General features: G+C 62.2%; 22 protein-coding genes. 19 read left to right on the top strand and 3 right to left on the bottom strand.

The window, feature by feature from the left end; all coding sequences use genetic code 11:
* The first annotated feature begins 65 nt into the window (after window positions 1-65).
* From E3374_RS12315 to E3374_RS12305, 3 genes are all read left to right on the top strand, one after another.
* Window positions 66-461 (top strand): hypothetical protein, encoded by a 396-nt coding sequence (locus tag E3374_RS12315; protein ID WP_004594583.1) that lies wholly within the window; start codon window positions 66-68, stop codon window positions 459-461.
* Window positions 462-607: 146 nt separating this feature from the next.
* Entirely contained in the window at window positions 608-805 is a 198-nt protein-coding gene (locus E3374_RS12310) for a heavy-metal-associated domain-containing protein (RefSeq protein ID WP_004594582.1), read from the top strand.
* 131 nt (window positions 806-936) lie between these two features.
* Window positions 937-3,219 carry a copper-translocating P-type ATPase gene (locus E3374_RS12305; RefSeq protein WP_099254158.1) on the top strand — a complete coding sequence of 761 codons (2,283 nt, stop codon included), beginning with the start codon at window positions 937-939 and terminating at the stop codon, window positions 3,217-3,219.
* A gap of 321 nt (window positions 3,220-3,540) precedes the next feature.
* Here E3374_RS12305 and E3374_RS12300 read toward each other — a convergent pair whose 3' ends face one another.
* Window positions 3,541-4,428 carry a hypothetical protein gene (locus E3374_RS12300; RefSeq protein WP_103992914.1) on the bottom strand — a complete coding sequence of 296 codons (888 nt, stop codon included), beginning with the start codon at window positions 4,426-4,428 and terminating at the stop codon, window positions 3,541-3,543.
* A 53-nt stretch (window positions 4,429-4,481) separates the two neighbouring features.
* Window positions 4,482-4,778: a PadR family transcriptional regulator gene (locus tag E3374_RS12295; RefSeq protein ID WP_006183479.1), complete on the bottom strand. Its 297-nt coding sequence runs from the start codon at window positions 4,776-4,778 to the stop codon at window positions 4,482-4,484.
* Between the two features lie 134 nt (window positions 4,779-4,912).
* Here E3374_RS12295 and E3374_RS12290 point away from each other — a divergent pair, with 134 nt between their 5' ends.
* The 5 genes from E3374_RS12290 to E3374_RS12270 all read left to right on the top strand — a co-directional run bounded on the left by E3374_RS12290 (window position 4,913) and on the right by E3374_RS12270 (window position 7,326).
* Window positions 4,913-5,080, top strand: coding sequence for a DUF1931 domain-containing protein (locus tag E3374_RS12290; RefSeq protein ID WP_136689347.1), 168 nt, complete (start codon window positions 4,913-4,915; stop codon window positions 5,078-5,080).
* 75 nt (window positions 5,081-5,155) lie between these two features.
* A complete protein-coding gene (xseA, locus tag E3374_RS12285) occupies window positions 5,156-6,208 on the top strand; it encodes an exodeoxyribonuclease VII large subunit (protein ID WP_103992916.1) in 1,053 nt (350 codons plus the stop codon).
* A gap of 1 nt (window position 6,209) precedes the next feature.
* A complete protein-coding gene (gene xseB / locus E3374_RS12280; protein ID WP_089649913.1) occupies window positions 6,210-6,392 on the top strand; it encodes an exodeoxyribonuclease VII small subunit in 183 nt (60 codons plus the stop codon).
* Window positions 6,393-6,543: 151 nt separating this feature from the next.
* Entirely contained in the window at window positions 6,544-6,918 is a 375-nt protein-coding gene (locus E3374_RS12275; RefSeq protein WP_089649914.1) for a hypothetical protein, read from the top strand.
* 183 nt (window positions 6,919-7,101) lie between these two features.
* A complete protein-coding gene (locus tag E3374_RS12270; protein ID WP_200820954.1) occupies window positions 7,102-7,326 on the top strand; it encodes a hypothetical protein in 225 nt (74 codons plus the stop codon).
* A 20-nt stretch (window positions 7,327-7,346) separates the two neighbouring features.
* On the opposite strand, the gene E3374_RS12265 is transcribed toward E3374_RS12270, so the two are convergent.
* Window positions 7,347-7,550, bottom strand: a complete 204-nt coding sequence (locus tag E3374_RS12265; RefSeq protein WP_089649916.1) for a hypothetical protein — start codon at window positions 7,548-7,550, stop codon at window positions 7,347-7,349.
* Window positions 7,551-7,689: 139 nt separating this feature from the next.
* Between E3374_RS12265 and E3374_RS12260 the strand changes: the two genes are divergently transcribed.
* The 11 genes from E3374_RS12260 to E3374_RS12210 all read left to right on the top strand — a co-directional run bounded on the left by E3374_RS12260 (window position 7,690) and on the right by E3374_RS12210 (window position 22,951).
* Window positions 7,690-8,112, top strand: coding sequence for a hypothetical protein (locus tag E3374_RS12260; protein WP_004594540.1), 423 nt, complete (start codon window positions 7,690-7,692; stop codon window positions 8,110-8,112).
* A gap of 25 nt (window positions 8,113-8,137) precedes the next feature.
* Complete coding sequence (locus E3374_RS12255; RefSeq protein WP_089649917.1) at window positions 8,138-9,793, top strand: hypothetical protein; 1,656 nt, start codon at window positions 8,138-8,140, stop codon at window positions 9,791-9,793.
* Window positions 9,793-10,692, top strand: coding sequence for a hypothetical protein (locus E3374_RS12250; protein ID WP_248299481.1), 900 nt, complete (start codon window positions 9,793-9,795; stop codon window positions 10,690-10,692). The genes E3374_RS12255 and E3374_RS12250 overlap by 1 nt, the downstream gene beginning before the upstream one ends.
* A gap of 67 nt (window positions 10,693-10,759) precedes the next feature.
* Window positions 10,760-12,046: a hypothetical protein gene (locus E3374_RS12245; protein ID WP_179204619.1), complete on the top strand. Its 1,287-nt coding sequence runs from the start codon at window positions 10,760-10,762 to the stop codon at window positions 12,044-12,046.
* A gap of 3 nt (window positions 12,047-12,049) precedes the next feature.
* Window positions 12,050-13,063, top strand: a complete 1,014-nt coding sequence (locus E3374_RS12240; RefSeq protein WP_089649920.1) for a hypothetical protein — start codon at window positions 12,050-12,052, stop codon at window positions 13,061-13,063.
* Entirely contained in the window at window positions 13,060-15,147 is a 2,088-nt protein-coding gene (locus E3374_RS12235) for a VirB4 family type IV secretion system protein (RefSeq protein WP_103992918.1), read from the top strand. Before E3374_RS12240 ends, E3374_RS12235 begins: the two co-directional genes overlap by 4 nt.
* The gene (locus E3374_RS12230) at window positions 15,140-19,468 is read left to right on the top strand and encodes a type IV secretory system conjugative DNA transfer family protein (RefSeq protein WP_089649922.1); all 4,329 of its coding nucleotides are present in this window, start codon (window positions 15,140-15,142) and stop codon (window positions 19,466-19,468) included. Before E3374_RS12235 ends, E3374_RS12230 begins: the two co-directional genes overlap by 8 nt.
* Before the next feature lie 39 nt (window positions 19,469-19,507).
* Window positions 19,508-21,523 (top strand): hypothetical protein, encoded by a 2,016-nt coding sequence (locus E3374_RS12225; RefSeq protein ID WP_089649923.1) that lies wholly within the window; start codon window positions 19,508-19,510, stop codon window positions 21,521-21,523.
* Window positions 21,524-21,970: 447 nt separating this feature from the next.
* Window positions 21,971-22,261, top strand: coding sequence for a hypothetical protein (locus E3374_RS12220; RefSeq protein ID WP_089649983.1), 291 nt, complete (start codon window positions 21,971-21,973; stop codon window positions 22,259-22,261).
* Entirely contained in the window at window positions 22,258-22,599 is a 342-nt protein-coding gene (locus E3374_RS12215) for a DUF7558 family protein (RefSeq protein WP_136689346.1), read from the top strand. Before E3374_RS12220 ends, E3374_RS12215 begins: the two co-directional genes overlap by 4 nt.
* A 91-nt stretch (window positions 22,600-22,690) precedes the next feature.
* On the top strand, window positions 22,691-22,951 hold the full coding sequence (locus E3374_RS12210; protein ID WP_089649925.1) for a HalOD1 output domain-containing protein: 261 nt from the start codon (window positions 22,691-22,693) through the stop codon (window positions 22,949-22,951).
* Window positions 22,952-23,413: the final 462 nt, after the last annotated feature.

The following is a 23,413-nucleotide window of genomic DNA, read 5'->3' as shown; positions in this document are numbered from 1 at the left end:
CCCCTCGTTCTCGATAGTGTAGCGTCGCAGTGGGAGTTATATCCATATCGGTCGTACCATATCGTATGATTCGAACACTCGTCGGTGTCCTCGGCGCTATCTCAGCGCTGTTCCCGGACGAAATCGTCGAGCTCTTCGAGAAACTCGCGATTTCGAATCCAGACGAGGGAACAGTGAGAGGGTGGATACGTCCAGCAGTCCGGTCGGAGGGTGTTCTGATAGCTGCGCTTTCACTCTTTAACGGGCGAGCATACGCGTTGCTGATGAATCTTACCGGCGTGTTCGGCGCGATAGTCCTCTTATTTCCCGACCTGTATCAGAGATTTGCCACCGCGTTCCTGTACGAGCGTCCAGAGTCGATAGAATGGAACGAGCGATTCCGCTTGGGCATTCGGGCTATCGGCGCACTCTATGTCTTTTTAGCGGCGAAGACGTACAGGGAGCGTCACAACGATACTTGAGCCTTCTCGCTATTGACACCTGGCGCATCCGATGTCTAGTTCGTTACGGCCGCAGGTATCGCTTTGAATCTAAAGTTTGAGCCCCACGATATCAGTATGATCGAAGGGGAAATCCGCTAAAGAGAGGAGGCCGTGTGTATCCCTGTATGACGACGACGATCATCGTGGAAGGCATGACGTGCGGTCACTGTGAGCAGACGGTCGAAGAGGCCCTCGAAGAGGTATCCGGCGTGACTGACGTGACCGTCGACAGGGAGAGCGAACAGGCGAGCGTCGATGGTGAGGCAAATGTCACAGCTCTCGTGGAGGCCGTCGAAGACGCCGGGTACACCGCTTACGCCTGAGAATCGCGCGGACCACTCCGAGACAACGGCCAACCGTTGTCTTTGAAGCTTCGCTACGCTGGTCCTGCTGTACAGTTCAGTGGGGAAGATTCAGGGGGCCAGCGGATCCACCTCTACAGAGAATATGGGCTATGGACGACCACAAAGATACAAATGAGAATCTCCCTGGAGGGGAACACCAGCAGGACGACAGCAGTCACCAGCACGAACACGGCGAGCAGGATGAATCGGACGCCGAGTCGGACGAGCAGCGGGTAGAACAGGACCTACTGGAAGAAGAGGCACACCCTGCTGCGGAGAGTGAGACAGTGCTCGACGAGCAGCACGAGCACGCTGGACACGAGGGCGAAGGACACGACCACGGTTCCCATGAGGGCCACGGTGAGGGGCATGGCGGGATGCACAAGGGCCACGAGCAGATGTTCCGCCGGCGCTTCTTCGTCTCGACGCTCCTGTCGATCCCAGTCCTGCTATACAGCGAAATGCTGCAGGAGTGGCTCGGGTTCTCCGTCCCCGCGTTCCCGGGCAGCGAGTGGATCAACCCCGTCTTCGCGGTCATCGTCTTCGCGTACGGTGGGATGCCGTTCCTCCAGATGGCGGTACCGGAGCTGAAAGATCGGTCGCCGGGGATGATGACGCTCATCTCGATGGCGATCACCGTCGCGTTCGTCTACAGCCTCGCGAGCGTGGTGTTCCCGACGCAGTCGGCGTTCTTCTGGGAGCTCGTCACGCTGATCGACATCATGCTGCTGGGCCACTGGATCGAGATGCGGTCGGTCCGGCGGGCCTCCAGCGCGCTCGACGAACTGGCGAAACTGATGCCAGACACCGCCGAGCGTATCACCGACGACGGGGAGACCGAAGAAGTTCCCGTCAGTGAGCTCTCGGAAGGCGATCTCGTGCTCGTCCGGCCGGGCGCGAGTGTCCCTGCTGACGGCACCGTCGAGGAGGGTGACTCCGACGTCAACGAGTCGATGATCACCGGCGAGTCCAAGCCCGTCTCGAAAGAGCCTGGCGACGAGGTCATCGGCGGCACCATCAACGGCGACGGGAGTCTCCGTGTTCGCGTCGGTGCGACGGGCGAGGAGACAACACTCGCGGGCATCATGCGCCTCGTCGAGGAAGCTCAACAGAGCAAGTCCAAGACGCAAGTGTTGGCCGACCGGGCGGCCGGCTGGCTGTTCTACGTCGCGCTCGGGGCGGCAGTCGTGACCGCGATTGCGTGGACGGTCGCAGTCTCGTTCGACGCGACGGTCATCGAGCGAGTCGTGACGGTGCTCGTCATCGCCTGCCCACACGCCCTCGGGCTCGCCATCCCGCTGGTCGTCGCGATCAACACCTCACTTGCAGCGCGCAACGGGATGCTCGTCCGCGACCGAATTGCGATGGAGGACGCGCGGAACTTGGATGCCATCATCTTCGACAAGACAGGGACGCTTACTGAGGGTGAACACGGCGTCGTGGATATGGCGACCGTCGACGGCGTTGACGAGGACGACGCGCTCGGGCTGGCGGCAGCCGTCGAGAGTGACTCCGAACACATGATCGCCCGAGCGATCCGTGAGGCCGCCGACGAGCGAGATGTAACTACTCCTGACGCGACAGCCTTCGAGGCGATTAAAGGCAAGGGTGTCCGGGCGAATGTCGACGGAAACGAGGTGTACGTCGGTGGCCCGAACCTGTTGGCCCAACTCGATAGCGAAATTCCCGACCATCTCCAGCACTTCGCTGACGAGGCCGGTCAGAACGCCCAGACTGTGGTGTATCTCGTTCGTGACGGAGAGCTGATCGCCGCCTTCGCGATGGCCGACGTGATCCGCGAGGAGAGTTTCCGCGTCGTCGACGCCCTCCACGATCTGGGCATCGAGGTGGCGATGCTGACTGGGGACTCCCAGGACGTCGCCAACGCTGTCGCCGACGAACTGGGCATCGACACGGTGTTCGCGGAGGTCCTACCCCAAGACAAGGACGAGAAAGTCCAGGAACTCCAGGACCAGGGCAAACTCGTGGGGATGGTCGGCGACGGCGTCAACGACGCGCCGGCGCTGACGCGAGCCGACGTCGGCATTGCGATCGGGAGTGGCACCGACGTCGCGGTCCAGTCGGCCGACGTTATTCTCGTGCAGAACAACCCGATGGACGTCGTTCGGCTGGTGAAGCTCAGTAAGGCGAGCTACCGGAAGATGCAGGAGAACATCGTCTGGGCCGCCGGCTACAACGTCTTCGCGATTCCGCTCGCAGCAGGCGTGTTGGCACCGATTGGGATTCTGCTGTCCCCCGCTGTGGGTGCACTTCTGATGTCGTTGAGTACAGTAATCGTCGCGATCAACGCTCAGCTGCTCCGCCGCGTGGACCTGTCCATCCCCGAGCTTCCAAGCGGGACACCAGCGACTGACGCACAACCTGCAGACTGAAACGCTCCCGATCGCTTCGGAGCTTCTTTCAATTGAGTTCGGTTAATGGACAGCAAATGGCGACACTGCGTGATTTCGGTGGGTATCGCTATGCGGTCACCGATTCCACAGTTATCCCGAGGGGTGCGAAGTTTGGTATACACAGACGCTTCCTCTGATGGGCGACATTGTTGCGCCAGCACTAGGTTTATACCGTTAGACGGACTTCATTCCGATATGAGCCTCGAAGAGACGGTTGACTACCTCGCCGAGGAACTCGACCTCGAGCGAAGTGAACACGTCCGTGAGGTTGGTCAGTCGGTCGCCGAGCTTCGCGACTGATCAAAACATTTCTCTGAAGTCTCGTTCGACCAGTCCGTTCTCCAGATACGTGATGAACTCTTGTTTCGTTGGTCCTTGACGGTCAAGTAGATCGTCCCGTCCTGCTCGTTCGAGAACTGCCTGCGCGAAGTCCGTACAGTGGGATTCGTGCTGCCCAGCATACTCTGTGAGGGCTTCTCGCCAGTGCATATCCAGCTCGAACTCGGCTAACCGGATTTGGATCCCATCTTTCCGTTCGACGAGGTCGACGTCCAGCTCTTCGAGTTGCTTGAAACGGAGGTTGTTCCGGCGGACCGTGATGAGACGCTTAGAATCAACAATATAGGGATTGACCCACTCTCGCCAGGTATCGTCGTCGACGTGCGTTCGTGGCATCTCAAAATCCGGGTCCACACTCTCAATACAGAACTGCAGCATCGCGATGCCAGTTCGGTGATTCGCATTTGGGAGGGAATGTCGGAGGATCAAATTCGACATCACCTCTCCAGCGACAATCGGAAGTGGATCTCCCCAAGAGACGTGATCGAGTGCCTGCTGGATCTTTTGCGGTTCGAACTCCTTGTAGAGCCGGAACTCATCCTCATCGCGAACATCGACCGCGGCTTCGAGCAACTCTACTAATCGGAATGCGACAACCTGCCCAGCACGGGGGAGGTCACGAATACGGTCGCTCAGCCATTCCTGATCGAAGTCGACCTCTTGGGCAGATTCGATCTCTGACTCGCCTTCGTAGAGCACATAGACCGGTGTGTCAAAGGGGTACCCGATGAGCTTTGTCGACTCGTCGGATTGCTCTCGCTGAGACAGGATTTCTGCCACCGATGCCGAGCTATATTTGAGTGAGAAATTCTCGGCCTGGGGGTGGTGATAGAAGACGAGCCGAGCCATCTTACTGTGGATTCGTGGGAAGTGGGTAAAGCAGTCCCGTTTTTATAATGATTCTACGACGGAGTGGGTGCGTTCACATCTTCTAAATACTGACTTTCCCACTCACGTCGCGCCTCGATTTCCCGTAATCCCCGTTGCGTGACCGTATACACGTTCGTCCGCTTGTCGAGTTCACCCTTCTCCAGCAGTCCTTTATTGACGAGATCGTCGAGATTCGGATAGAGGCGGCCATGATTGATCTCCTGCTCGTAGTAGTCGTCGAGTTCGTCCTTGATTGCGAGCCCATGTGGTTCCTCGAGCCCGGTGGTTACGTACAAGATATCCCGCTGGAACCCAGTTAGATCGTGCATCTGCCTGTTCCCTATTTTTGAGGGGTGGCATATGTTCTCTCTGGTACTCAGAGGCGAATTCGGCGTAACTGGTCAGGAAGACTACGTGAGAACTTCGAACCTTTATATGGTGGACAGGAGAAATCCGCGATGGAATGTCTGACCTAATCGTCAAAGCAGCCGTGAAGGACGCACTTTCGGACCACAACGTCTCGCCAGATTTCTACGACGCCCTCAACGAAGAGGTCGCCGAACTGCTCGACGACGCCGCAGAGCGTGCCGAGGCCAACGACCGGAAGACGGTTCAGCCCCGCGACCTGTAGGCCTGCGTAACGCAGCCAACCCCGGCACTCGAACGTAGCTTTTTGAGGTTCCTGTTCAGAAGTTAGGAAACGGAGATGGCGGACGCACCGGATACCGAACGGCAGGCGGTCGAACCCGATGCGAGAGAGGTCCTTAGCGTGTCACAGCTGAACGACCGGATCGCGTCGGTCGTCCAGGACACGCCTGCCCTCAACGGTGTCCGCTGTATCGGCGAGGTCACTGACCTCCACAAGAACAGTACGGCGCTCTACTTCACGCTCACCGACGGCGAGGCCGAGCTCCCCTGCATGATCTGGGCGAACCGTTACCGGGAGATGGACGCTGACCTCGAGGACGGGACCGAAGTCATCCTCGAGGGCGATATCGACTACTGGGTCGAAGGTGGGAAAATCGACCTCAAACCGTGGGAAGTGATCGTCGTCGGCGACGGCGACCAGGCGGCTGCCGTCGAGCGACTGCGAAGCGAACTCGAAGAGCGTGGCTGGTTCGACGACGAGCAGAAACAGCAACCGCCGGCGTTCCCGGAGCGGGTCGGCGTCGTCACGTCCCTTCGAGGAGACGCCCGGTACGACATCCAGAACGCGATTCACGGACAGGACCCCACCGTCGACATCCTGGTGAAGGACGCAACCGTCCAGGGGTCGAACGCGCCGACGTCTATCGCGAACGGCATTCACCATCTCGACCGCTCGGAGGACGTCGACGCCATCATTGTCGGTCGGGGCGGTGGGAGCGATTCGAACCTCCAGGCGTTCAACACCGAGCGGGTCGCGGAAGCGATCTTCACGACGAACACGCCGATCGTGACTGCCATCGGTCATACTGACGACCGACTGATCGCGGATCGGGTTGCGGATATGGCCGCGATCACGCCGACTGCCGCCGGCGAGTACATCGCGAAGTCCCGAAATGACTTCCTCGCCAGTGAGATCGAGCCGCTGGAGCAACAACTGGAGGCCGCCTACGAGACCTTCGAGCAGGAGCACGAACACGAACAGGAACTGGCCGAGGCAGTCGAGGAGGCGACGGCCCCCGAGGGCCTTCCGCCGGTCTACTACAAGGCCGCAATCGCCGTCCTCCTCCTGCTGCTGTTGCTCATCACCGCTCTCTGGTTAGGAGTGATCTGAGATGGCGAAGGACCCCGACATCAAACGCCGGATGGACCGCGTCGAGGAGATCATCGACCAGCTCGATGCGGACGAGGTGTCGCTCGAGGACGGGCGTGAACTCTACGACGAGGGCCAGGAACTGCTAGCTGAAATCCGGGAACAGCTCCAAGACGGGGACGGCGAGGTCATCGAGATCGAGTGACCGCCGGTGGCGTCGACAAATCGCCAGAGCCTTAACCAACACTTCACCGGTAGCCTGCTGTGCTGTTGGTTAAGATTGTGTCCGCCCCGAGCCAGCCTGCAGGCTTAACTACGAGGTTCGTCCATTTCGAAACGTGCGGGTCTGAGCTACGATGCTACACGAGACGGTCTGGGTCTTCGGTGTCTATCTGGTGGCCTGTGGCGTCGCCTGGGTACTCCACGAGTCGGCTCACTACGCAGTCCACAGTCTCTATGCGGAGTCTGTCTCATTCGGCCTGAATCGACGAGGCCCATACGTCGACGCGGTCTACGAAGCGAGCGCCCCCACGCTCGCGATTCGGATCGGTTCAGTTGCTCCGACTCTTCTCTATACTCCCCTTGTCGTGGTTGGTATCGCCGGTTATCTCTCAGCGTATCCACTCCCCCAGCTGGATCCCGTTGGATGGTCGTTGGTGGCCGTTCCTCTCATCATCCTGATTTTCCCGACAGGTGGAGATATCCAGGCCTGTCTCGAAGCGGCGCACTAGCCGTTCTTGACACGTATTGGGATTGCGTCAGACACACTCTTCATTAGTTACATAACCTGAATTGAAGAAATACGTTGGCCGTCAATATTTAGTAGATATGGCGCAAGTATGTGCAAATGTATCATGGCACAAGCGAGTCCCCGCAGTAACCACTCTGAAGCTGACCCGGATGACCGGCCCTCCGTGTCAGTCGAAGCGTGGTTAGAGGCGGTCAGTAGAGAACTGGATCCCGCCGAGTGTGAGGGCCTCTCCGAACTCGGCATCTACTCGATCCACGAACACAGCAGCGCCCGCACGATCACCCTCCCCGAAGATGCGGACGAGTTCGAGGATGCGACGACGGTAAAGCAGTACTATTTCGAGGGCGAGGACTGCCCGCTCCTCATCGTTGCTCCACTGCAGGTCTAAGTCGCTCTGTCGGTCGTAGATCAGCAGTCGGCGTCATCCTCCTTGTGATCGGAGTAAAACTGGATGAGATACTGAAATCGAGCCGTATCGCTCGTGAAGGAGTCGAGTTCCTTCTGTAGCCACTCGTATTTCCCCTGAGGGATTCGCATATTGATTCGGGTCACATCGTCGTCGACGTCTGAGCCGGTGCTACCAGTGCTGGGCGCTGTATCGGCGTCTGACATTAGTTCGACTCAGGCTATGTGGTCGCATATATCCCCGTAGAATGGGAACTTCTCTAGAGAACTTGGAGAACTTTGAACCACTCCAAATTCATCCAAAATTTCTGACCTCTTTTGGTCGTGCTATCCTTTCCCACAAACGATGTGTGCCAAGGTCCCCTCCGGCGAGACGCCGGCCAGTACTGAGGAATCGACGTCCGTCATTCGGATCATCCACAGGTCCATCGGCCCGATTCTGCTGGCGCTCCTTCCGCTGATCCTGTTCGTGGGAACGGCGGCCGCGCAGTCGGATCCCGGCAGCGCCTTCTGTGATTCCAATATGGCCGACACCATCCAGAACATCTTCACCATCATCCAGTTCGGCGGCCCGCTCATCGGCGGTGTCCTCGCGCTCGGCGCGACGGTGGCGATCCCGTTCACCCGCCGGTCGGACTGGAAGAAGGAGATGAAGTCGGTCCGGAATCAGGGTCTGCTGTGGGGCGTGATCGTCGCGCCGCTCGGGACGGAGATTGTCCAGTTCATCCTGAACAACATCGTGGTCGGTGGCACGAGTTGTGGATTCTAACCACGCACCAGGATTCGCACTCGTCATGTCCGCCGTCCTCGTCGCATCGACAGCCGCCGTTCCAGCGGTCGCCCATCCCCCGAACAGTACCGACCACGGCGTCCCGGAGGAGACCTTTCACAAACTGTGGTCGGGGGATCAGGACGGCGCAACCGACGGCGCGAACCTGAGTAACGGGTCGGCAGTCAAGCAGCTCGGCGAGGGGACCGATGTCCCGTTTGATTCGCCCCCGCGGGCGGTCGAGCAATGGAACCGGGGTGACCACCAGGAGTTCCCGGCGACGAACAGCTCCGTGTCGATCCATCCGCCCGATGCCGACCTCTCCAGCGGCCAGTTCATCAAGGAAGCCTATACCGAGGTGTTCGCCGTCCAGCCGTCCACACGAGCACGCCTGTCGCCGTCGCGACAGCCGCTCTACGTCGCCCCAGATGGAACGCTCCGCGGGACCGTCGACTACCGGGTTGCGGTGCCGCCAGACGACACTTCCGGCGACCGGCGCGTCTACTGGAGTCTCGAGAGCCACCAGATCGAGGAGACGAAACTCCTCGTCGACGGTGACGAAGAGACGACGGCTAGTGGGTCTCACACGCCGGCGCTATCGTACTCCTTGGATGGGTACGCCGGTGAGGAGCACCAACTCACGCTCCAGGCGAACATCTCGGTTCGGCTTCGGAAGGAGGTTGAGACCTGTACTGCCCACAACGACGAGGGCGACTGCACCAACTGGGAGAGTTCCGTATCATACCCGACCGAGAACGTCACGGTGACCGATTCCATCGAGGTCACGAAGTACGACCTCGCGGTCGCCGGCTTCATCGCCGAGTATCCGAACGGCGACCTCGGCCTCGTCGTCTACAAGAACCAGCCGTGGCTCGGCTACCAGTTGCCAAACGGTGACGTCCGGGGTGTCTGGCGGTTCTACTCGGCCCGAGACAAGGACTGGGATACGCTGGTCTACAGCTCGGACGATGGACAGCGGACTGCTCACTCGCCGCTCCATCCACTCCAAGTGAACGCGTATCCCATTGAGACGGGGCCGACGCCGTCGCCCCGTCAGAACGTGACGATACTGGACGTGTACGGAACGTCGACGTCGCCGCCGACGCTCCCGTCGAACGTTCACTTGGATGTCCTCACGGAGCCGTACACGGCCAGCTACGGCATCGCGACGCGGGCCACGGCTGACGAACAGCCCGAGACCGTCCGTGCGTGGGGCCTCGTCAGAGGTGTCGAGGCGGAACGGCCCGCCGATGAGTTCGCTCGAATCCAAATCTACGAGAGCAACCTCACCCTGGAGGTGGTGAACCAGACCGAAGACACCGTCACCGTCCGGGTTATCCTCCAGAACGCGAATACCGGCGCACCAATCAATACCAACGAACGGGACGGCTACGTCGTCGTCAACGGACAGCGGTTGAACACAACCGGCAACGGAACCGTTACGACGACGATTGAACGGCCCCTAGGCGGTGTGTCGGCCCGATACGAACCGGGTCACTGGTGGCTCAATCCCCCCGGCTATACCGGTGACTCGGACACCGTGCTGCTGCAAGGCTCAGTGCTCCAGATAGTGTCGACGCTGTTCCGGATTGGCGTGCCGGTCTCGCTGTTCCTCCTTGCGGTGTTCTTCGTCGACCGAATCACCGGGTGGCGGATTTGGCCCCCATGGAGGTCCCTATGATGACCAGAGACAATCCTGCATCCAACGGTCGAGAGGTTGAGCGGTCCATTAGCCGACGCCGTCTCTTAGCCTGGTCAGGTACTGCTCTCCTCGCCGGCGTCGCCGGGTGTTCGGGGACAAACAACCCCGGTAATGGGACGGAATCGCCGACAGGAACGTCGTCCCCACCCGCTGATTCCGTCTTCGAGGAGGTCGAATTCACGGGCCCCAACCTCGTCGTGACGCTGGCTGAGGATCACGATGTCGACCGTCTCAATCTGATCGCCCCGGACGGAAGCACGTTTGAACAGACCACCGTCGCGGAAGGGGCGACGACTGCAGATCTCCAGATCCTCTACAAATCCGGCGGCTCCTACGATACCGGTGAATACGAACTGGTCGCTGTTAGGGGCGAATCTTCGGATACGATGTCGATTGAGCTTCGTCCGGAGCTTAGCGTCGTAGATGTTGAGCCGGAGGTCGACGAAAGTGACCAGAACAGTACTGGTCGGCTCTTCATCACGGTGGAAAACACCGGTTCCGGGCCGACGTGGGTCTACAATATTGGGTTCCGAAACGCCCCGTACTCGAATGCGCCGGAGGTTATCGAAGGAGATGGGATCGCCGATACGAGGTTTGAACGTCCACAGGATCCACAAGAGGAGTTCCTTCAGCCCAACACCGAGCAGAGATTCCTGAAGGGACGTGGAGTGCTGATCATCAGTGACGACGATTCGGTTTCGTGCGAGGGGGGTTCTGTCGAGTTGACCGTAGTCGTCCAAACCCCGCACGGTGATGTTGAACAGCCGATTCGCGCTGATCTAACCGGCGGCTACCATATCGATGACCAGGCCGCCGTCCAGCATCCCTGCAAGAACGTCGACATCGAACTACTACCTGGTGGTGGTGACGATGCGTAGGGTTCGTCGACGAGTGGTCTCGGCTGTCGCGGGTCTCGTCGGATTACTTCTTCTCGGACCAGCTCCAGTGGCTGCACAAAGCGACGGGGGCGGCGACGGTGGTGCCCTCGGTGATATCATCATTGGGGCGATTCAGGAACTACTCCGGATTCTGTTCAGCCCTATTCGGACGGTTATCGAGAATCACGGCGATGCTGTTCTGCGAACTGTCGTGGGAACCCCACATCCCGATTCTGTCTTCAGTGCTCCCTCGAACGGTGCCTGGCCTCGAATCTACGACTTCTATTGGGAGACGATGATCCCGCTGACCCTCACGCTGTATGGACTCTCTCTCGGGATTGTGATTTTCCTCGAGTCGACGAGCCACCTGTTCAATGGCTACCATCGTTCGAAGCTGAAGAAACGAGCCTTCTCGGGGCTGCTCGGCATCCTGTCGTGGTGGTGGATCGCAGCCCTCTCGCTCCGGTTTATGGACGCTTTGGCGGGGTTCCTTGTGCCCTCCGTCTCCGATATTACCCTCTTCCAGACCCTGTCGTTCTCGACGATGGGAGTCCTCGGCACAGTCGTCGCCCTGTCGACGAACTTCATCCTGTTCGTTCTCATCGGTCTGATTTACCTGGCTCGTCACCTCGCGCTCTACCTGTTCGTCTTCCTGATGCCGTTGCTCATCGTCTTCTGGATTCCGGGAGTCGGTCCCTTCGCCTTGGCTTCGAAGTTTATGAAGAAGCTCGCGGGCTTCTACGTGCCGTTCCTGTTTATGACGGTTCCAGTCGCCCTTCTGTTCCGGCTTGGCGATATCCTCGGGACCAGCATTGGCCCATCTGCCGGCGAGTTCGGAGCGTGGCTGACTGCGCTCATCATCCCGCTGGTTGCCGTGGCGTCGCCGTTCATCCTCTTCTGGCAGGCGGGGGCTCTGTTCTTCATCGCCGATCGGGCCGCCCGGCACGTCTCGGCGCAGAAGGCTCGTGGGCGACTGTCCAGAGGCCGGGAACGGCTACAGTCGGCGAAGCAGGGCGGGAAGAACTTCGTCCGTGGAGTGCGCGACGAGCCGGCGGTCAAGAGCGGAGGGCAGTACGTGCTGAACTCCGGTGACTCCAGAGCGCACGCGACCGGCCAGCGCCTCAACACGACCGGCTCCCGTCTTCGCGAGGCGATTACGGACGGCGGCGGAGACGGCGGGCAAGGCGGCTCCGGTGGCGGCGGCGGTGGCTCGACCGCCAGTACCGGCTCTGGCGGGGATGGCGGTGACAACGACGGGAGCGGAGAGTTCGAGCGGGACGAGGCTCTCCGCGACCCGCAGCCGCGGAACCGGAATCGCGAGTCGAGAGACGACCCGCCCCGATACATCCAGTAAACCATGAGCTCCGCAACTGACCCCGCAAAACGAATTCCGAAGTCGCTCGGTACCGACACCCAGTTCCTCGGGAAGTACTCCCTGACGGACCTCGCCGTTGCGGGCCTTCCCGGTGTCCTGGTAGTCCTGGTGACGCAGGTCGTTATCCCACCGTCGCTCACGGTCCGCGGCATCCCGGTGTCTGCCCTCACAATCCCCCTCGCAGCGATTGCGATCGCCTTCGGTGGGCTGTTCGTCTACCTCACACCGGGCTACACCAACAGTCTCGACTGGCTCGGTCTGTTCGTGAACTTCCACCGCAGCGAGACGGAGATCGCCCACGAGGAGGCGAAGGAGTACACCCACGTCGAGCGCGTCTACCCGCGACACGACGCCATCGAGCGGACGGATCGGGCCCTCGTCGGCGCGGTGCAGGTGTCGCCACCGACCATGGCGCTCGCGACCGACGAGGAGTGGGCCCAGAAGGCAGAGGCCTTCCAGGACTTCGTCAATACGACCGTCGAGTTCCCGATCCAGATTTACTCGACGACGCAGGCGTTCCCCGCCGACGAGTACGTCGGGCGGTACGAAGACCGGTTGAGCGACCCCGACGTCAAATCTAACGAGAAACTCCAGGCGCTCATCGAGCACTACGTCGACTGGTACGACCGAGAGCTGGCGCAGCGCCAGATGACCATCCGCGACCACTACGTCCTGATCCCGGTGCGGCCCGAGGAGGTCCGGTACGAACGGGCCAGCCTCCTCGAAAAGCTCGCTGGGATCCCCGTACTGGGCATCCTCGTCCAGATTGTCACGGCGCCGCCGGAAGAGGAGGAGCGAGCCGCGATGCTCGAGGAACTGGACGAGCGGCGCCGGCGGGTCGAGCGCGGCCTGCGTGGCATCGAGGGGTGTGACACGCGCCCCGTCGATGCGGCCGAACTCACCCGCCTAATCGCGGAATACTGGAGCGGTACGGAAATCGAGTACGGCGACCCCGAACAGGCGCTCCGCACGTCCCCCGTCATCACCAAATCATGATTGGAAACCTACTGCCCTTCACCGGCTCGGACAGTTCGGAAACTGACGACGAGGCGACCGCAGACGAGGTCTCCGACGAACAGGAGCCAGAAGATGACGAGCCCCAGCTCACTGTTGATTACGAAGCCGACGGTGAGGCCGTCGACGGCATCCCCGAAATCCACCAGACAGTCGTCTCGCCATCGAGTATCGAGCGAACACCCAGCGCTCTCAGGACTGACACCCAGTGGGCGCAGAGCCTGTGGGTCGGCGAGTACCCCGATGCGCCGATGGACGGCTTCCTTGAAAAGCTGTACGCAGCCGCCGAGACCCAGCAGACGGATGTCAGCATCCACATCGACCCTCGTGACACGCGAGAGACGCTGGATTCGCTGGAGAATAAGATCGAGGACCTCGAAGCCGACCACGAGTACCTGACCGAGAAACACCGTGCGAGCGCCCGGGGCGTCGAGAAAGACCTCGAGGACCACCAGGAGATGTATGACGTCCTCCGGAACACGACGATGCAGGCGTTCGACGTCTCGATGTATTTCACGGTCCGGGGCGACGACCGCGAGAATATCGACGCCGAGTCGGTGTCGACGACGGCCCGGCAGGCCCCCGCGAATCTGACGCCGGTGACGCCACGGTGGTCACAGCTGAAGACCTTCACCTCAGCGAGCCCCATCGCTCTCGATCAGTTCAACGAGACGCTCGACAGCAAGACGCCGATGCTCGGTGGGGCGGTCGGCGCGATGTTCCCCTTCGTGGCCGGGGCGTTCGCCGAACCCGGCATCGAGTACGGAACGTACGCGCTGAATTCGAGCCCGCTCATCCTCGACCGCTTCAAGCGGCAAACCGGCTACTGTATGATGGTTATCGGCCGGCTCGGCGCGGGCAAATCATTCGCGACGAAGCTTCGGTTGGTGCGGCGGGCGATGTTCGACGAGGATACGGTCGTCATTATGCTCGACCCGATGCGGGGGTTCGCCGGCGTCAACGAGGCGCTCGATGGCGAGCGCATCACGGTCGGTGGCCGGCGGGGGCTGAATCCACTGGAGATCAAGCCGACACCCGACCACGTCCTACAGGAGGTCGACGACATCGACCCGTGGGGTGAGCAAATCAACTGGGTGATGACCTTCTTCGCGACGTTCTTCGAGCACGTCGCGGACCACCCACTCGGCGAGCGCAACCAGACGCTTCGGCGGGCCGTCCAGGAAGCCTACGAGAAGCGCGGGATCACCCGCGACCCGGAGACGCACACCCGGGACTCGCCCACAATTCACGACGTCATCACGGTCCTCGAGGAGATGGTCGAAGACCCCGAGGAGTACGGATACGTCACTGAGGGCGAGCAGGAAGCCGTCCAGTCGGATGCCCAGTCGCTGCTCAAGGACCTCCGGCCGTCGTTCCGCGAGGGCGGTGAACTCGAGAACCTTGCTCGCCCCTCCGAGTTCGACCTCGATTCGAAGGTCATCTACCTCGATCTCCACCAGGAGGAGGGTACCCGTGGCCGGGCGGAAACCAGCCTGATGATGCAGGTGCTGTTCAACAGCGTGTACGAGCGGGTCAAGCAGACCGACAAGCGCGTCGTCTTCTGCATCGACGAGGCGCACTACCTGATGAACGACGCCGTCTCGCTGGACTTCCTGGAGACGGCGGTCCGGCACAGCCGTCACTTCGATCTGAGCCTCGAATTCATCACGCAAACGGGGGGTGAATTCGCGCTGACGCCGGAGGCACGCACCATCGCGAACCTCTGTTCACTGACTGTCCTCCACCGTGTCAACGAGGAGAAAGAGAAGATTGCCAAGTGGTTCGACCTCAGCGAGCGGCAGGTAAATTGGGTCACCTCTGCGAAGGCGGGGGAGGACGAGGACGGGTACTCGGAGGCGCTCGTCGGCATCGACCAGGAGGGCTGGTTCCCGCTTCGGATTCGAGCCAGCGACTACGAGGCGCACGTCATCGACGGCGGCGCTGCGGACGTCGCCGAACTCGAGCCCGAGTCGAGTGCGAGCGTAACGAGCCCGGACAGTCGCCCCGCCGGCGCTCGGGCCGACGGCGGTGACCCAACCAGCACTGCCTCTCAGGAGGATGACTGAGCAGCGTCCGTCAGACCCCACGGCTGCGAACAGCGGTGACGAGTACATCCGAATCACGCCGTCCCGGAGTGATCTTGCACCGGAGACTGTGGTTCGCCAGCTCGCCGGCCTCCACGGCCTTGATACCGGCAACGATGGGCTTCTCAACGGTATCGGACCCTTCGGCGATCCGCCGCCGGTGTTCGAATTCCTCGCAGTGAGCGAGGGCGCGGACGAGCCGGTCGAGTTCTACTACGGCGCCGACCGGCGGATGGATGCCTTCGAGGAGCGCCTCCGGACGCTGTATCCACCGACTGTGACGTTCGAGCGGGTTACCCTGGACCTGGAAGCGAAGCTGCTCCCGTCGACAGCAGAGCCAGCTCACGATAGCGGTGCCGGGGGCGATGACCGTCCCGAGATGAATACTGAGGCGTCTGAGGAGGCCTTCGATGCTACAAGCCAAGAGCCAGTCGGCGACGGTGGGAGCGTGGTTTCTGAGAGCACTACATCGGCAGACGACGACGCTGAGTTATTGTTCGGGACCGAGTCGAGTGACGATCTGAGGACGAGCCCACCGTCCGATTCCGAGCCTGAGGTCCGGCAGCAACCGAATCACACGCCCCCGAGCGTCGAGGAGACGACACCGCTGGGAATCACCTGGTGTGGGAAGGCGGCCCGACGCGAAGACTGGATGACGACGCTGCCGCAGTTCACGGAGACTGAAGGCGAGGACGATGACAACGCACGGGCGCCGCTCGCATCACTCATCGACCAACTGACCCGCGCCGAACACCCGATCGCGTTTCAGGTGCTCTTCCAGCGGAAGCCGGACTGGACACACGAGGCACGGGAACGCCAGCGGAAACTCCGCGAGGGCGAGGACCGGATCGTCGACTGGTTCCTCGGGGAGCTCCTCGGAAACACGGAGAACGAACCACAGAGTCCCTCGAATACCGGCCGCCAGCGCCGATACCTCGACATCGGCGGTCGGGAGCGCGTCGAGGCCATCGACGAGAAAGAGCCACAGCACACGTTCACGGTGAATATGCGAGCGCTCTCGCTCGTAGCCTCTGACCGGCAGCGCGAGCGCGTCGACCACCGTCTCGACGATATCGGGTCCGTGTTCGACCACCTGAACGGGGCCCACTATCGGCTCCGACCGAAGCGCGTCCGCCGCGGGCTCCGAAAGGGGCGGCGGGCTACGAAGCACGCCGACCGCGTCTTCAACGCCAGCCTGACGACCAAGAGCGACTGGCGGAAGACCCGCCCCGATCTCGTCCTCGGGCCGGATGAGTTGGCGAACTTCGTGGTCGTCCCGCCGGCGACCGAGCTCACGACCGAGGGCGGGCGAGGCTCCGACGCCGAACCCGAGAGCCGGACACCCCTGCCGCTCCCCGCGCAGGACCACATGGATGCGTTCACAGACGCCGGGATGGCGATCGGCCGCGGGCTCGGGGAGGACGGCACGCCGACGCCGGAGCCGATGCGGATTCCCCCGCATCTCCTTCCGTTCCACGTCGGCCGGTTCGCGAAGAGCGGCGCCGGCAAATCGGTCGCCCTGATCAACGACGCGCTCTCCCTGTACGACCAGACCACGGGCCCCGTGTTCTTGATCGACTCCAAGGGCGGGAACCTCCCCGAGAACTATATGCGGGCTCACGCGAAGCGCTTCGGCACCGACGACCTCGAGGAGAACGTCCTCCACTTCTCGGTGCCTGACATCCTGCCTGGCTTCGCGTTCTTCGACATCACGCCGGCGCTGGAGGATGGGGTCCGTCGGGTTGACGCGATCCAGGACAAGGCCGACCACTACGAGGAGCTCATCAAACTCGTGATGGGGCCGGAGCGCTACGAGGACGCCATCGCCTCGCCGACGCTCATCAAGTACCTCATCAAGGCGATGTACGACGAGGAGTACGGCCTCGAAAACGGGCACTTCCGGCAGGACGTCGACTACTTCACGCACGACCAGCTCGAACACGCAGTCACGCAGTTCCACGCCGCCGGCCCCCCGGACCCGACGCCGGAGGACGCGCCCCGGGCGAGCGACCCGCAGGTGGCCGAGAAACTGGAGCGACACCTGCGCTCGAACCCGGCGACGTTCTCGAACGTCGTGAGCGGCATCAGCAACCGGATGGATTACATCACGCAGGACGCTCACCTCCGGCGAATCTTCAACAACACCGAGTCACAGTTCGACTTCCGCGACCTCCTCGACGAGGACAAGGTGGTCATCTTCGATCTGGGCGATCTCCGCGACGAGGCCGCCCGCGTGATGACCGGCGTCATCCTGACGCAGCTCTATGACGCTGTCAAGCGTCGCGACGGCGACGAGCTGGCCCGCAAGCCGGACGACTACGTAGCGAACCTGCTCATCGACGAAGCGTCGTCTGTCGTCGTCTCGGATACGCTGACGACGCTGCTCGAAAAGGGGCGGGAGTTCCGGCTGTCCATCGAACTCGTGACGCAGTTCCCCGAACAGATGAAGGAGGCCGGCAACCGCGAGGTCTACCTGAACGTCCTGAACAACATCGGCAGTCCGCTCGTCGGGAAGATCGCCGTCGACGCCGACATCGCCGAAGCACTCTCACACGAGGCGATGGATCCCGTCGAGTTCAAGAATCGGATCAGTTCGCTCCCGCGTGGCGAGTGGATCGCCCAGCTCCCGAGTCCTGAGTTCGGCGAAACCGGCCCCGACCCGTTCAGTATCGAACCCCTCCCGATTCCACCCGGTCATCCCGATAGCGAGCAACCTCTGACCGGGACGCAGGAAGAGCGGTTCCAAGACGCCCTGGAGGCTGTTCACGAGCATACCCGCGAGGAGTACGGAGTGGCCGGCGGCACGACCGTTGAGAGCCGTGACGCGGCGACTGACGTCGCTCTGGAGAACGCCGACGACCTGCCGTTGGAGGTCGCGATGGCCCGGGCGATCCGCGCCGTCCAGCTGTCGAACGACGTCCGCGAGACGAACGGCTGGGTGTCCGTCGAGGACGTCGACGAGGAACTGCTCTCGCGCATCGAGGAAGGCACCATCGAGGCGCAGGGCTACGAGACGCTGCCGGAAGTGCGGGAGGCGTCCTCGCTCATCGAGGTCGATCTCCCGGATGGGGCATCGTCGGTGCAGTGTCGGCTCACAGACGAGGGTGAACAGGCAGCCACGCCCGATACGTCGACGTCACCGACCGGCGGGGGCGACCACCACGATGCAGTCCTCGAAACGGTCGAGCGTGCGCTCGCAGCGGCGGGATTCTCTGTGGAGGTCCTCGATCAGAACGGGGAGTCCCGTCCCGACGCTATCGCGACGCATGCGGACCTCGACTGGGAGCTCCAGGTCGAAGTCGAAACCACTACCCACGTCCGTCCGTCGAAGGTCCTCTCGAATCTTCGGAAGGCCCAAGAACAGAAGCGAATTCCGCTGTTTGTCGTCGCAGACCACGACGATCAACCAGCCGCCGAGATCGCCGACCGGCTTGCGAAAATTCTCGATGAGCCGCGAAATCAGCTCTCCTCCGGTGAGACGCGGCTGTATACGATGAACCACAACGTCACATTCAACGGCGGTGCGCGAGCCGCGGATGGGGTGACGGCCGTCCGACCGGCCACCGGTGGTAGTCGCCACACCCGCTGGTTCGAGCGGGACGGTGCGTTCGTCTTGGAGGATAGTGCCGGGGACCAACACGCCCGGATCGACTCCTTCGACGCCGTGTCGAAAGACCAGTTCCCGGCGACGTACAGCTACGACGCCGAGAGCGAGACCTACACCGTCTTCAGGCCGGGGGAACTGCCCGAGTCCTACGAGTCACGTGAGGCGTTCGAATCGGACTGGGTGCTCGTCAAGCGCCCGTTCGTGCCCAGTACCGACCTGCCCGTTCCGGACTATACGGAGCGCTCGTATGCTATTGCGACTGTCGGGGACGACCAGACGCTGGACATCCACACGCCAGACACGGAGACGGCTACCGGCGTTCCGCCACTCGTGGACGCGATCCAAGACGGGACGCTCCATCCGGCAGGGGAGCCCCCGAGTGACTCGACCGATTCCGACGCGCAAGAAGACGATGAGGCGGACCCGTACGGGATTCGGGCATTCGTCAGGGACCGTCTCACCGAATCCGACGACGGGGTCGTCGCGGTCGCTGAGGTCTACGATGCGTACGAGCAGTATGCTGAGGCCGGGGAGTACGAGGTGAAGCCGAAAAACCGATTCACACGGACGCTTCGCGACTACGCTCAGTTCGAGCGTGACAAGAAGTGGTTGGACGGCCAGACGCGACGCTGTTACGTCGGAATCGAGCTGGCCGACGTCGGCGACCAGGAGGAATCGAGCGATGCCAGTGCGTAGTCGTTTCGCCCCCGCTCAGGAGGTGCAGGAGCACACCAGATGACGCTCTCCGAAGCAGCCATCAGTGAGCACTACCGTCGCGCCAAACCCGTCTACGAGGCGCTGGCGACCGTCAGTGACTACCCGACTATCGGGCTGAACGACTTCGTCGGGTGGTACATCAAACGCGACCACGACGACGTCGAGGCGATCAAGGCCGGGTATTACCAGCGCGGGCGGGTCGCCCGCCTCGATCGTGACTACGACGAGATCCACGACCGCCTCGAACGGACGCTCTACGCCGTCACCACCTACAAGACACCGTCTGCCTTCCAGCAATGGGAACCCTGTCGCTACGACGAGTCCGAGGGGACGACTGTCTGGCAGGATGAGCCCCCGACCCCCGGATATGCCGACCTCCGGGCGGTTCCCGCCTGGGGCGATATCGACCTCGCTGACGATATCAAGCCGCAGCGTGGTGACCTCGATGCCGAGATACAGGCGCTCGTCGAGCGAACGCTCGACGCCTACATCGAGGAGTACGCGACGCTCTACGGCACGCGGGACGCGGTGTATGCGTTGGACTCCGTCGGGGGTGCGTACGTCTTCGGGGCCCCGGAGGCTACGCTCCCGATTGCGGATCATTTCAGCGACGATCCGGATGCGCTCGAACGGGTTTTCGACGAGTTTCTCGACCGCTCGAACGCGTGGCTCCAGAAGGCAGAAACCCGTGTGAACGAGCGCGTCGCCGGCGCCGGCGACATCATCCAGCCCGACTGGGTGAACAACAAGAACCGGCAGTACAAGCCGCCGCTGTCGGTTCACGCCGACCACGATGCCGTCGTCACGCCCATCGCGACCGACGACGTCCGCTACGAGCTCCGTCCGTTCGAGACCGTCGACAACGCCCTCATCGAGCAGGCGGTCAACTGGGCCGACGACCTCACGCGGGTCCAGCACACGGACTGCGTCGACTCGCTGGTCGCGACGCTCTGGCCGGATCTCTACGAGGACCACGACGAGTGGCGGGCAACGCTGGAGGCCTGGGTCGAAGCGGAGCGCGAGCGGGAACGGGAGCGACAGCGCCAGCGTGAGGCGGCGCTCCAGCGACGTGAAGAGCGACTGAAGGAACTAGATGGTGCCCTCGAAGGTCGCCCCATTACGCCGTTCAAAGAGGACGTCTATGAGGCCGTCGAGAACATCGATATCACTGAGATCGCCCGCCACTACGCGAGTGATGCCTACGATACGGATCCGAACCAGCCGCGGCCGCAGTTCGACCCGTGCTGGCGCCACAGCGAGAGCGGGCAGTCCTGTTTCGTCGACGAACAGGCCAACACCTTCGGCGATTCGAAGGTGAACGCCGGCGGCGGGCCAGCGAAACTGATGGCGCTCGCGACGGGGATTATCTCCGACGCCGATGCGGACCTCGATGGGGACGACTACTGGGCGGCCGTCGACGAACTGCGGAACGCCGGCTACGACATTCCAGTGTGGATTCCAGAGGCCGGGTCAGACCGCGTCGACGGCGGAACCTATGACCAGATGCCCTTCTGGGCCGTTCGGAAAGCGGCTGTCGCGCTTGAAGTCTGTCCCGAGGACGCGTTCGTCGATCGCGAGGGAGAGGATGGAACCTACGAGGGGTTCCCCGGCTACGAAACCTACAACGAGACGCTAGAAGCCATCGAAGACGCGGGCCTGAACCACGGGCGAGAGCAAGTCACGCCCGAGGAGGACACAGCTGACGACGAGTCGGAGTCGATCCCTGATGCTCTCCCGAGCGACGAGCGACCTGGTGACTTGGACCGGGCACACCTCCGCGAAAAGAACCGGCTGTTGACAGCGAAGGTCGAGCGTCTCGAGTCCGAACTGGAGGAGAAATCGGAGCGAATCAAGGAACTTGAAGCGGAGGTCAACCAGCTCCGATCAGAACTCGCTACCGTACGCTCCGAACGCAATCGGCTGGAAACTGCTCTCGAAGAACGTGAGTTCGAGCAAGAGCCGAAGCAAGAAGATCGGGACGAGAACCAGTCCCCTCTGGACAGGGCGAAACAGTTCGTTTCGTTTGACCAATAGACGCTTCCTCTCCAATCGCCCGGCTGGACCGGCTGACACCAGCCCTGACTTGTTCTAGACACCAGATATTATAGGGATCGTTCTGAGTCCGCAAATCGCAGGACGGCAGCACTAGACACCAGACTCACTAACGAGTGAGTCCCTGGACAGCTCCCAAAATCTGGTGTCAGGTATCGCTGTCTTGCGATTTGGGGCCGAATTCGGCTACTAGACAGCAGGAAAATCAACCGATATGTGGTGGGGGTGGCCGCCTAAAGTTGCGTTCGCGGCCAACAGGGCCGAGGTGCCAGGCCGCGGGCCAGGGTGGAGAGCTGCCACCCAGACGATGGCGTGAGGCGTGGAGGGTCGAGCAGTCGTCGTAGCAGAACGGACGAGCGGGGCTCAAGAGAGCTGTTTGTCGCGCCCCAGGATGGGTGCGGGCAGGTCGTGTCCTGCCCCCTGATACGTATGTCTGGGCCAGATATCCACGACGATACGGCAGACGATCACGAACGCCTCGAGCGGGAACTCCTCGCGCAGGATCGGGATGCTCGCCAGCCATCGACAGCGGATCTCGACGACGAGACGGCACAGGACCTCGTCCGAGACCTGCTCGATGCCGGGACGGTCACGCCGGTCGTCGACGAGCGGGTCCTCGTACACGAGCCCAGCGGGGCAGCATTCGAATCGCTGTGGCAGCTCGCCGTCTTCCACCAGGGCTGGACGGCAGCCGGGGACACCGGCGAGACGGAGCCGTGACCCAACAAACGCTCGTCGGGTGTGCCTTCTGTGCGGCGCCGCCCGGCACGGACACCGGCACCGCGTACACCTGGGGGAAGGACGAACGGGTGAGTCACCCGATCTGTGTCGACTGTGCAACGCAAGTCACCCCGGACCCCGAGCAGCGCGACCACTACGCCTGTGATGGCTGCGGGCTCGTCGTCGACGCGCTCGCGGCGCTCACCCGATTCCGCGTGGAACTCGGCCATCTCGAGGGGGCGCTCCAATTCTGTGCGCACTGCTGTCCTGATGGGCCGGCGACGTACTGGACGCGAGACTTAGCAGACCACTGCGTCGAGTCGGCGGAGCAGTGCTAAAGAGGACCTCGTCGTTCTTCTGAAGCGACCTCCCAAGCCGTCGAACCCCCGCTTTTAACTGCTGTTCGTCCTTGGATTGGTTGAGATCAGGATGGATTCCTCACCCCCGAGTGATACGGACCGGTCTTCGAATCTTCTCGTCGAGATCGTCGAAACCCTGGAAGTCCACGGCCTGCCGAGCGATTCGTACCAGCTCCACGATGTCGTCGACGTCGAGGCACTCGAACGACTCCTCGCATCGTCCTCCGGCGATGTCGAGATTCGATTCATCGTCGAGGGGATCGAGGTCGTCGTCACGAAGGACGGCGTCGACATCCCTCTCGACGAGCCAGTCGGCTCACCGAACCAGTAACGCGCACGGATTCGTCGACAGAGACGACTCCTGAAAGCCCTCGGCCGCTCGGCATCCCGCGACCACCGCTGCGCTCCTCGACCCTGCGGTGCTTGCGGAGTCGGGGGACGGCCGAGGCGGCCTCGCCCTTTCTGAGTCCGCCAGGACGGTGGCTGGATCGTCGAGTGTCGCGGCCGGCTGGACAGTGTGTACGCCACGGCCCGCCCCGCTCGCCGCTGCCGCCCTCCGCGTCGCTCGCGACCGACCATTCCGGGCTGCCTGCCTGCAGTAGCGGGCGGGCTGCCGGGCTAAAGTGAATGTGCCCTCGCGCCAGCGCTTCTCCCGTTTCGGTCCCGGACTTCCGGAGGCTTCCGGGACTCTTCGACCCGCGACGGACGTAGTTGCGTCGCGGGCGAAACGGGGAATGCCCTGGCCGCTCGCTCCGGGCGGGTCGGCGCGCGGTGCTGGTTGGGGTCGCCGCAC

This window comes from Halorhabdus amylolytica, from assembly GCF_004944975.1.
In the GTDB taxonomy this organism is placed as follows: Archaea; Halobacteriota; Halobacteria; order Halobacteriales; family Haloarculaceae; genus Halorhabdus; species Halorhabdus amylolytica.
The sequence above is the reverse complement of the archived record's forward strand: the minus strand, read 5'-3'. Positions and strand labels throughout refer to the sequence as shown.

Excerpts from the sequence above, each read along its gene's own strand:
- E3374_RS12315 (WP_004594583.1), top strand. The coding sequence starts at position 66 with ATGATTCGAACACTCGTCGGTGTCCTCGGCGCTATCTCAGCGCTGTTC.
- E3374_RS12310 (WP_004594582.1), top strand. The coding sequence starts at position 608 with ATGACGACGACGATCATCGTGGAAGGCATGACGTGCGGTCACTGTGAG.
- E3374_RS12305 (WP_099254158.1), top strand. The coding sequence starts at position 937 with ATGGACGACCACAAAGATACAAATGAGAATCTCCCTGGAGGGGAACAC.
- E3374_RS12300 (WP_103992914.1), bottom strand. The coding sequence starts at position 4,428 with ATGGCTCGGCTCGTCTTCTATCACCACCCCCAGGCCGAGAATTTCTCA.
- E3374_RS12295 (WP_006183479.1), bottom strand. The coding sequence starts at position 4,778 with ATGCACGATCTAACTGGGTTCCAGCGGGATATCTTGTACGTAACCACC.
- E3374_RS12290 (WP_136689347.1), top strand. The coding sequence starts at position 4,913 with ATGTCTGACCTAATCGTCAAAGCAGCCGTGAAGGACGCACTTTCGGAC.
- xseA (WP_103992916.1), top strand. The coding sequence starts at position 5,156 with ATGGCGGACGCACCGGATACCGAACGGCAGGCGGTCGAACCCGATGCG.
- xseB (WP_089649913.1), top strand. The coding sequence starts at position 6,210 with ATGGCGAAGGACCCCGACATCAAACGCCGGATGGACCGCGTCGAGGAG.
- E3374_RS12275 (WP_089649914.1), top strand. The coding sequence starts at position 6,544 with ATGCTACACGAGACGGTCTGGGTCTTCGGTGTCTATCTGGTGGCCTGT.
- E3374_RS12265 (WP_089649916.1), bottom strand. The coding sequence starts at position 7,550 with ATGTCAGACGCCGATACAGCGCCCAGCACTGGTAGCACCGGCTCAGAC.
- E3374_RS12260 (WP_004594540.1), top strand. The coding sequence starts at position 7,690 with ATGTGTGCCAAGGTCCCCTCCGGCGAGACGCCGGCCAGTACTGAGGAA.
- E3374_RS12255 (WP_089649917.1), top strand. The coding sequence starts at position 8,138 with ATGTCCGCCGTCCTCGTCGCATCGACAGCCGCCGTTCCAGCGGTCGCC.
- E3374_RS12250 (WP_248299481.1), top strand. The coding sequence starts at position 9,793 with ATGACCAGAGACAATCCTGCATCCAACGGTCGAGAGGTTGAGCGGTCC.
- E3374_RS12240 (WP_089649920.1), top strand. The coding sequence starts at position 12,050 with ATGAGCTCCGCAACTGACCCCGCAAAACGAATTCCGAAGTCGCTCGGT.
- E3374_RS12235 (WP_103992918.1), top strand. The coding sequence starts at position 13,060 with ATGATTGGAAACCTACTGCCCTTCACCGGCTCGGACAGTTCGGAAACT.
- E3374_RS12230 (WP_089649922.1), top strand. The coding sequence starts at position 15,140 with ATGACTGAGCAGCGTCCGTCAGACCCCACGGCTGCGAACAGCGGTGAC.
- E3374_RS12225 (WP_089649923.1), top strand. The coding sequence starts at position 19,508 with ATGACGCTCTCCGAAGCAGCCATCAGTGAGCACTACCGTCGCGCCAAA.
- E3374_RS12220 (WP_089649983.1), top strand. The coding sequence starts at position 21,971 with ATGTCTGGGCCAGATATCCACGACGATACGGCAGACGATCACGAACGC.
- E3374_RS12210 (WP_089649925.1), top strand. The coding sequence starts at position 22,691 with ATGGATTCCTCACCCCCGAGTGATACGGACCGGTCTTCGAATCTTCTC.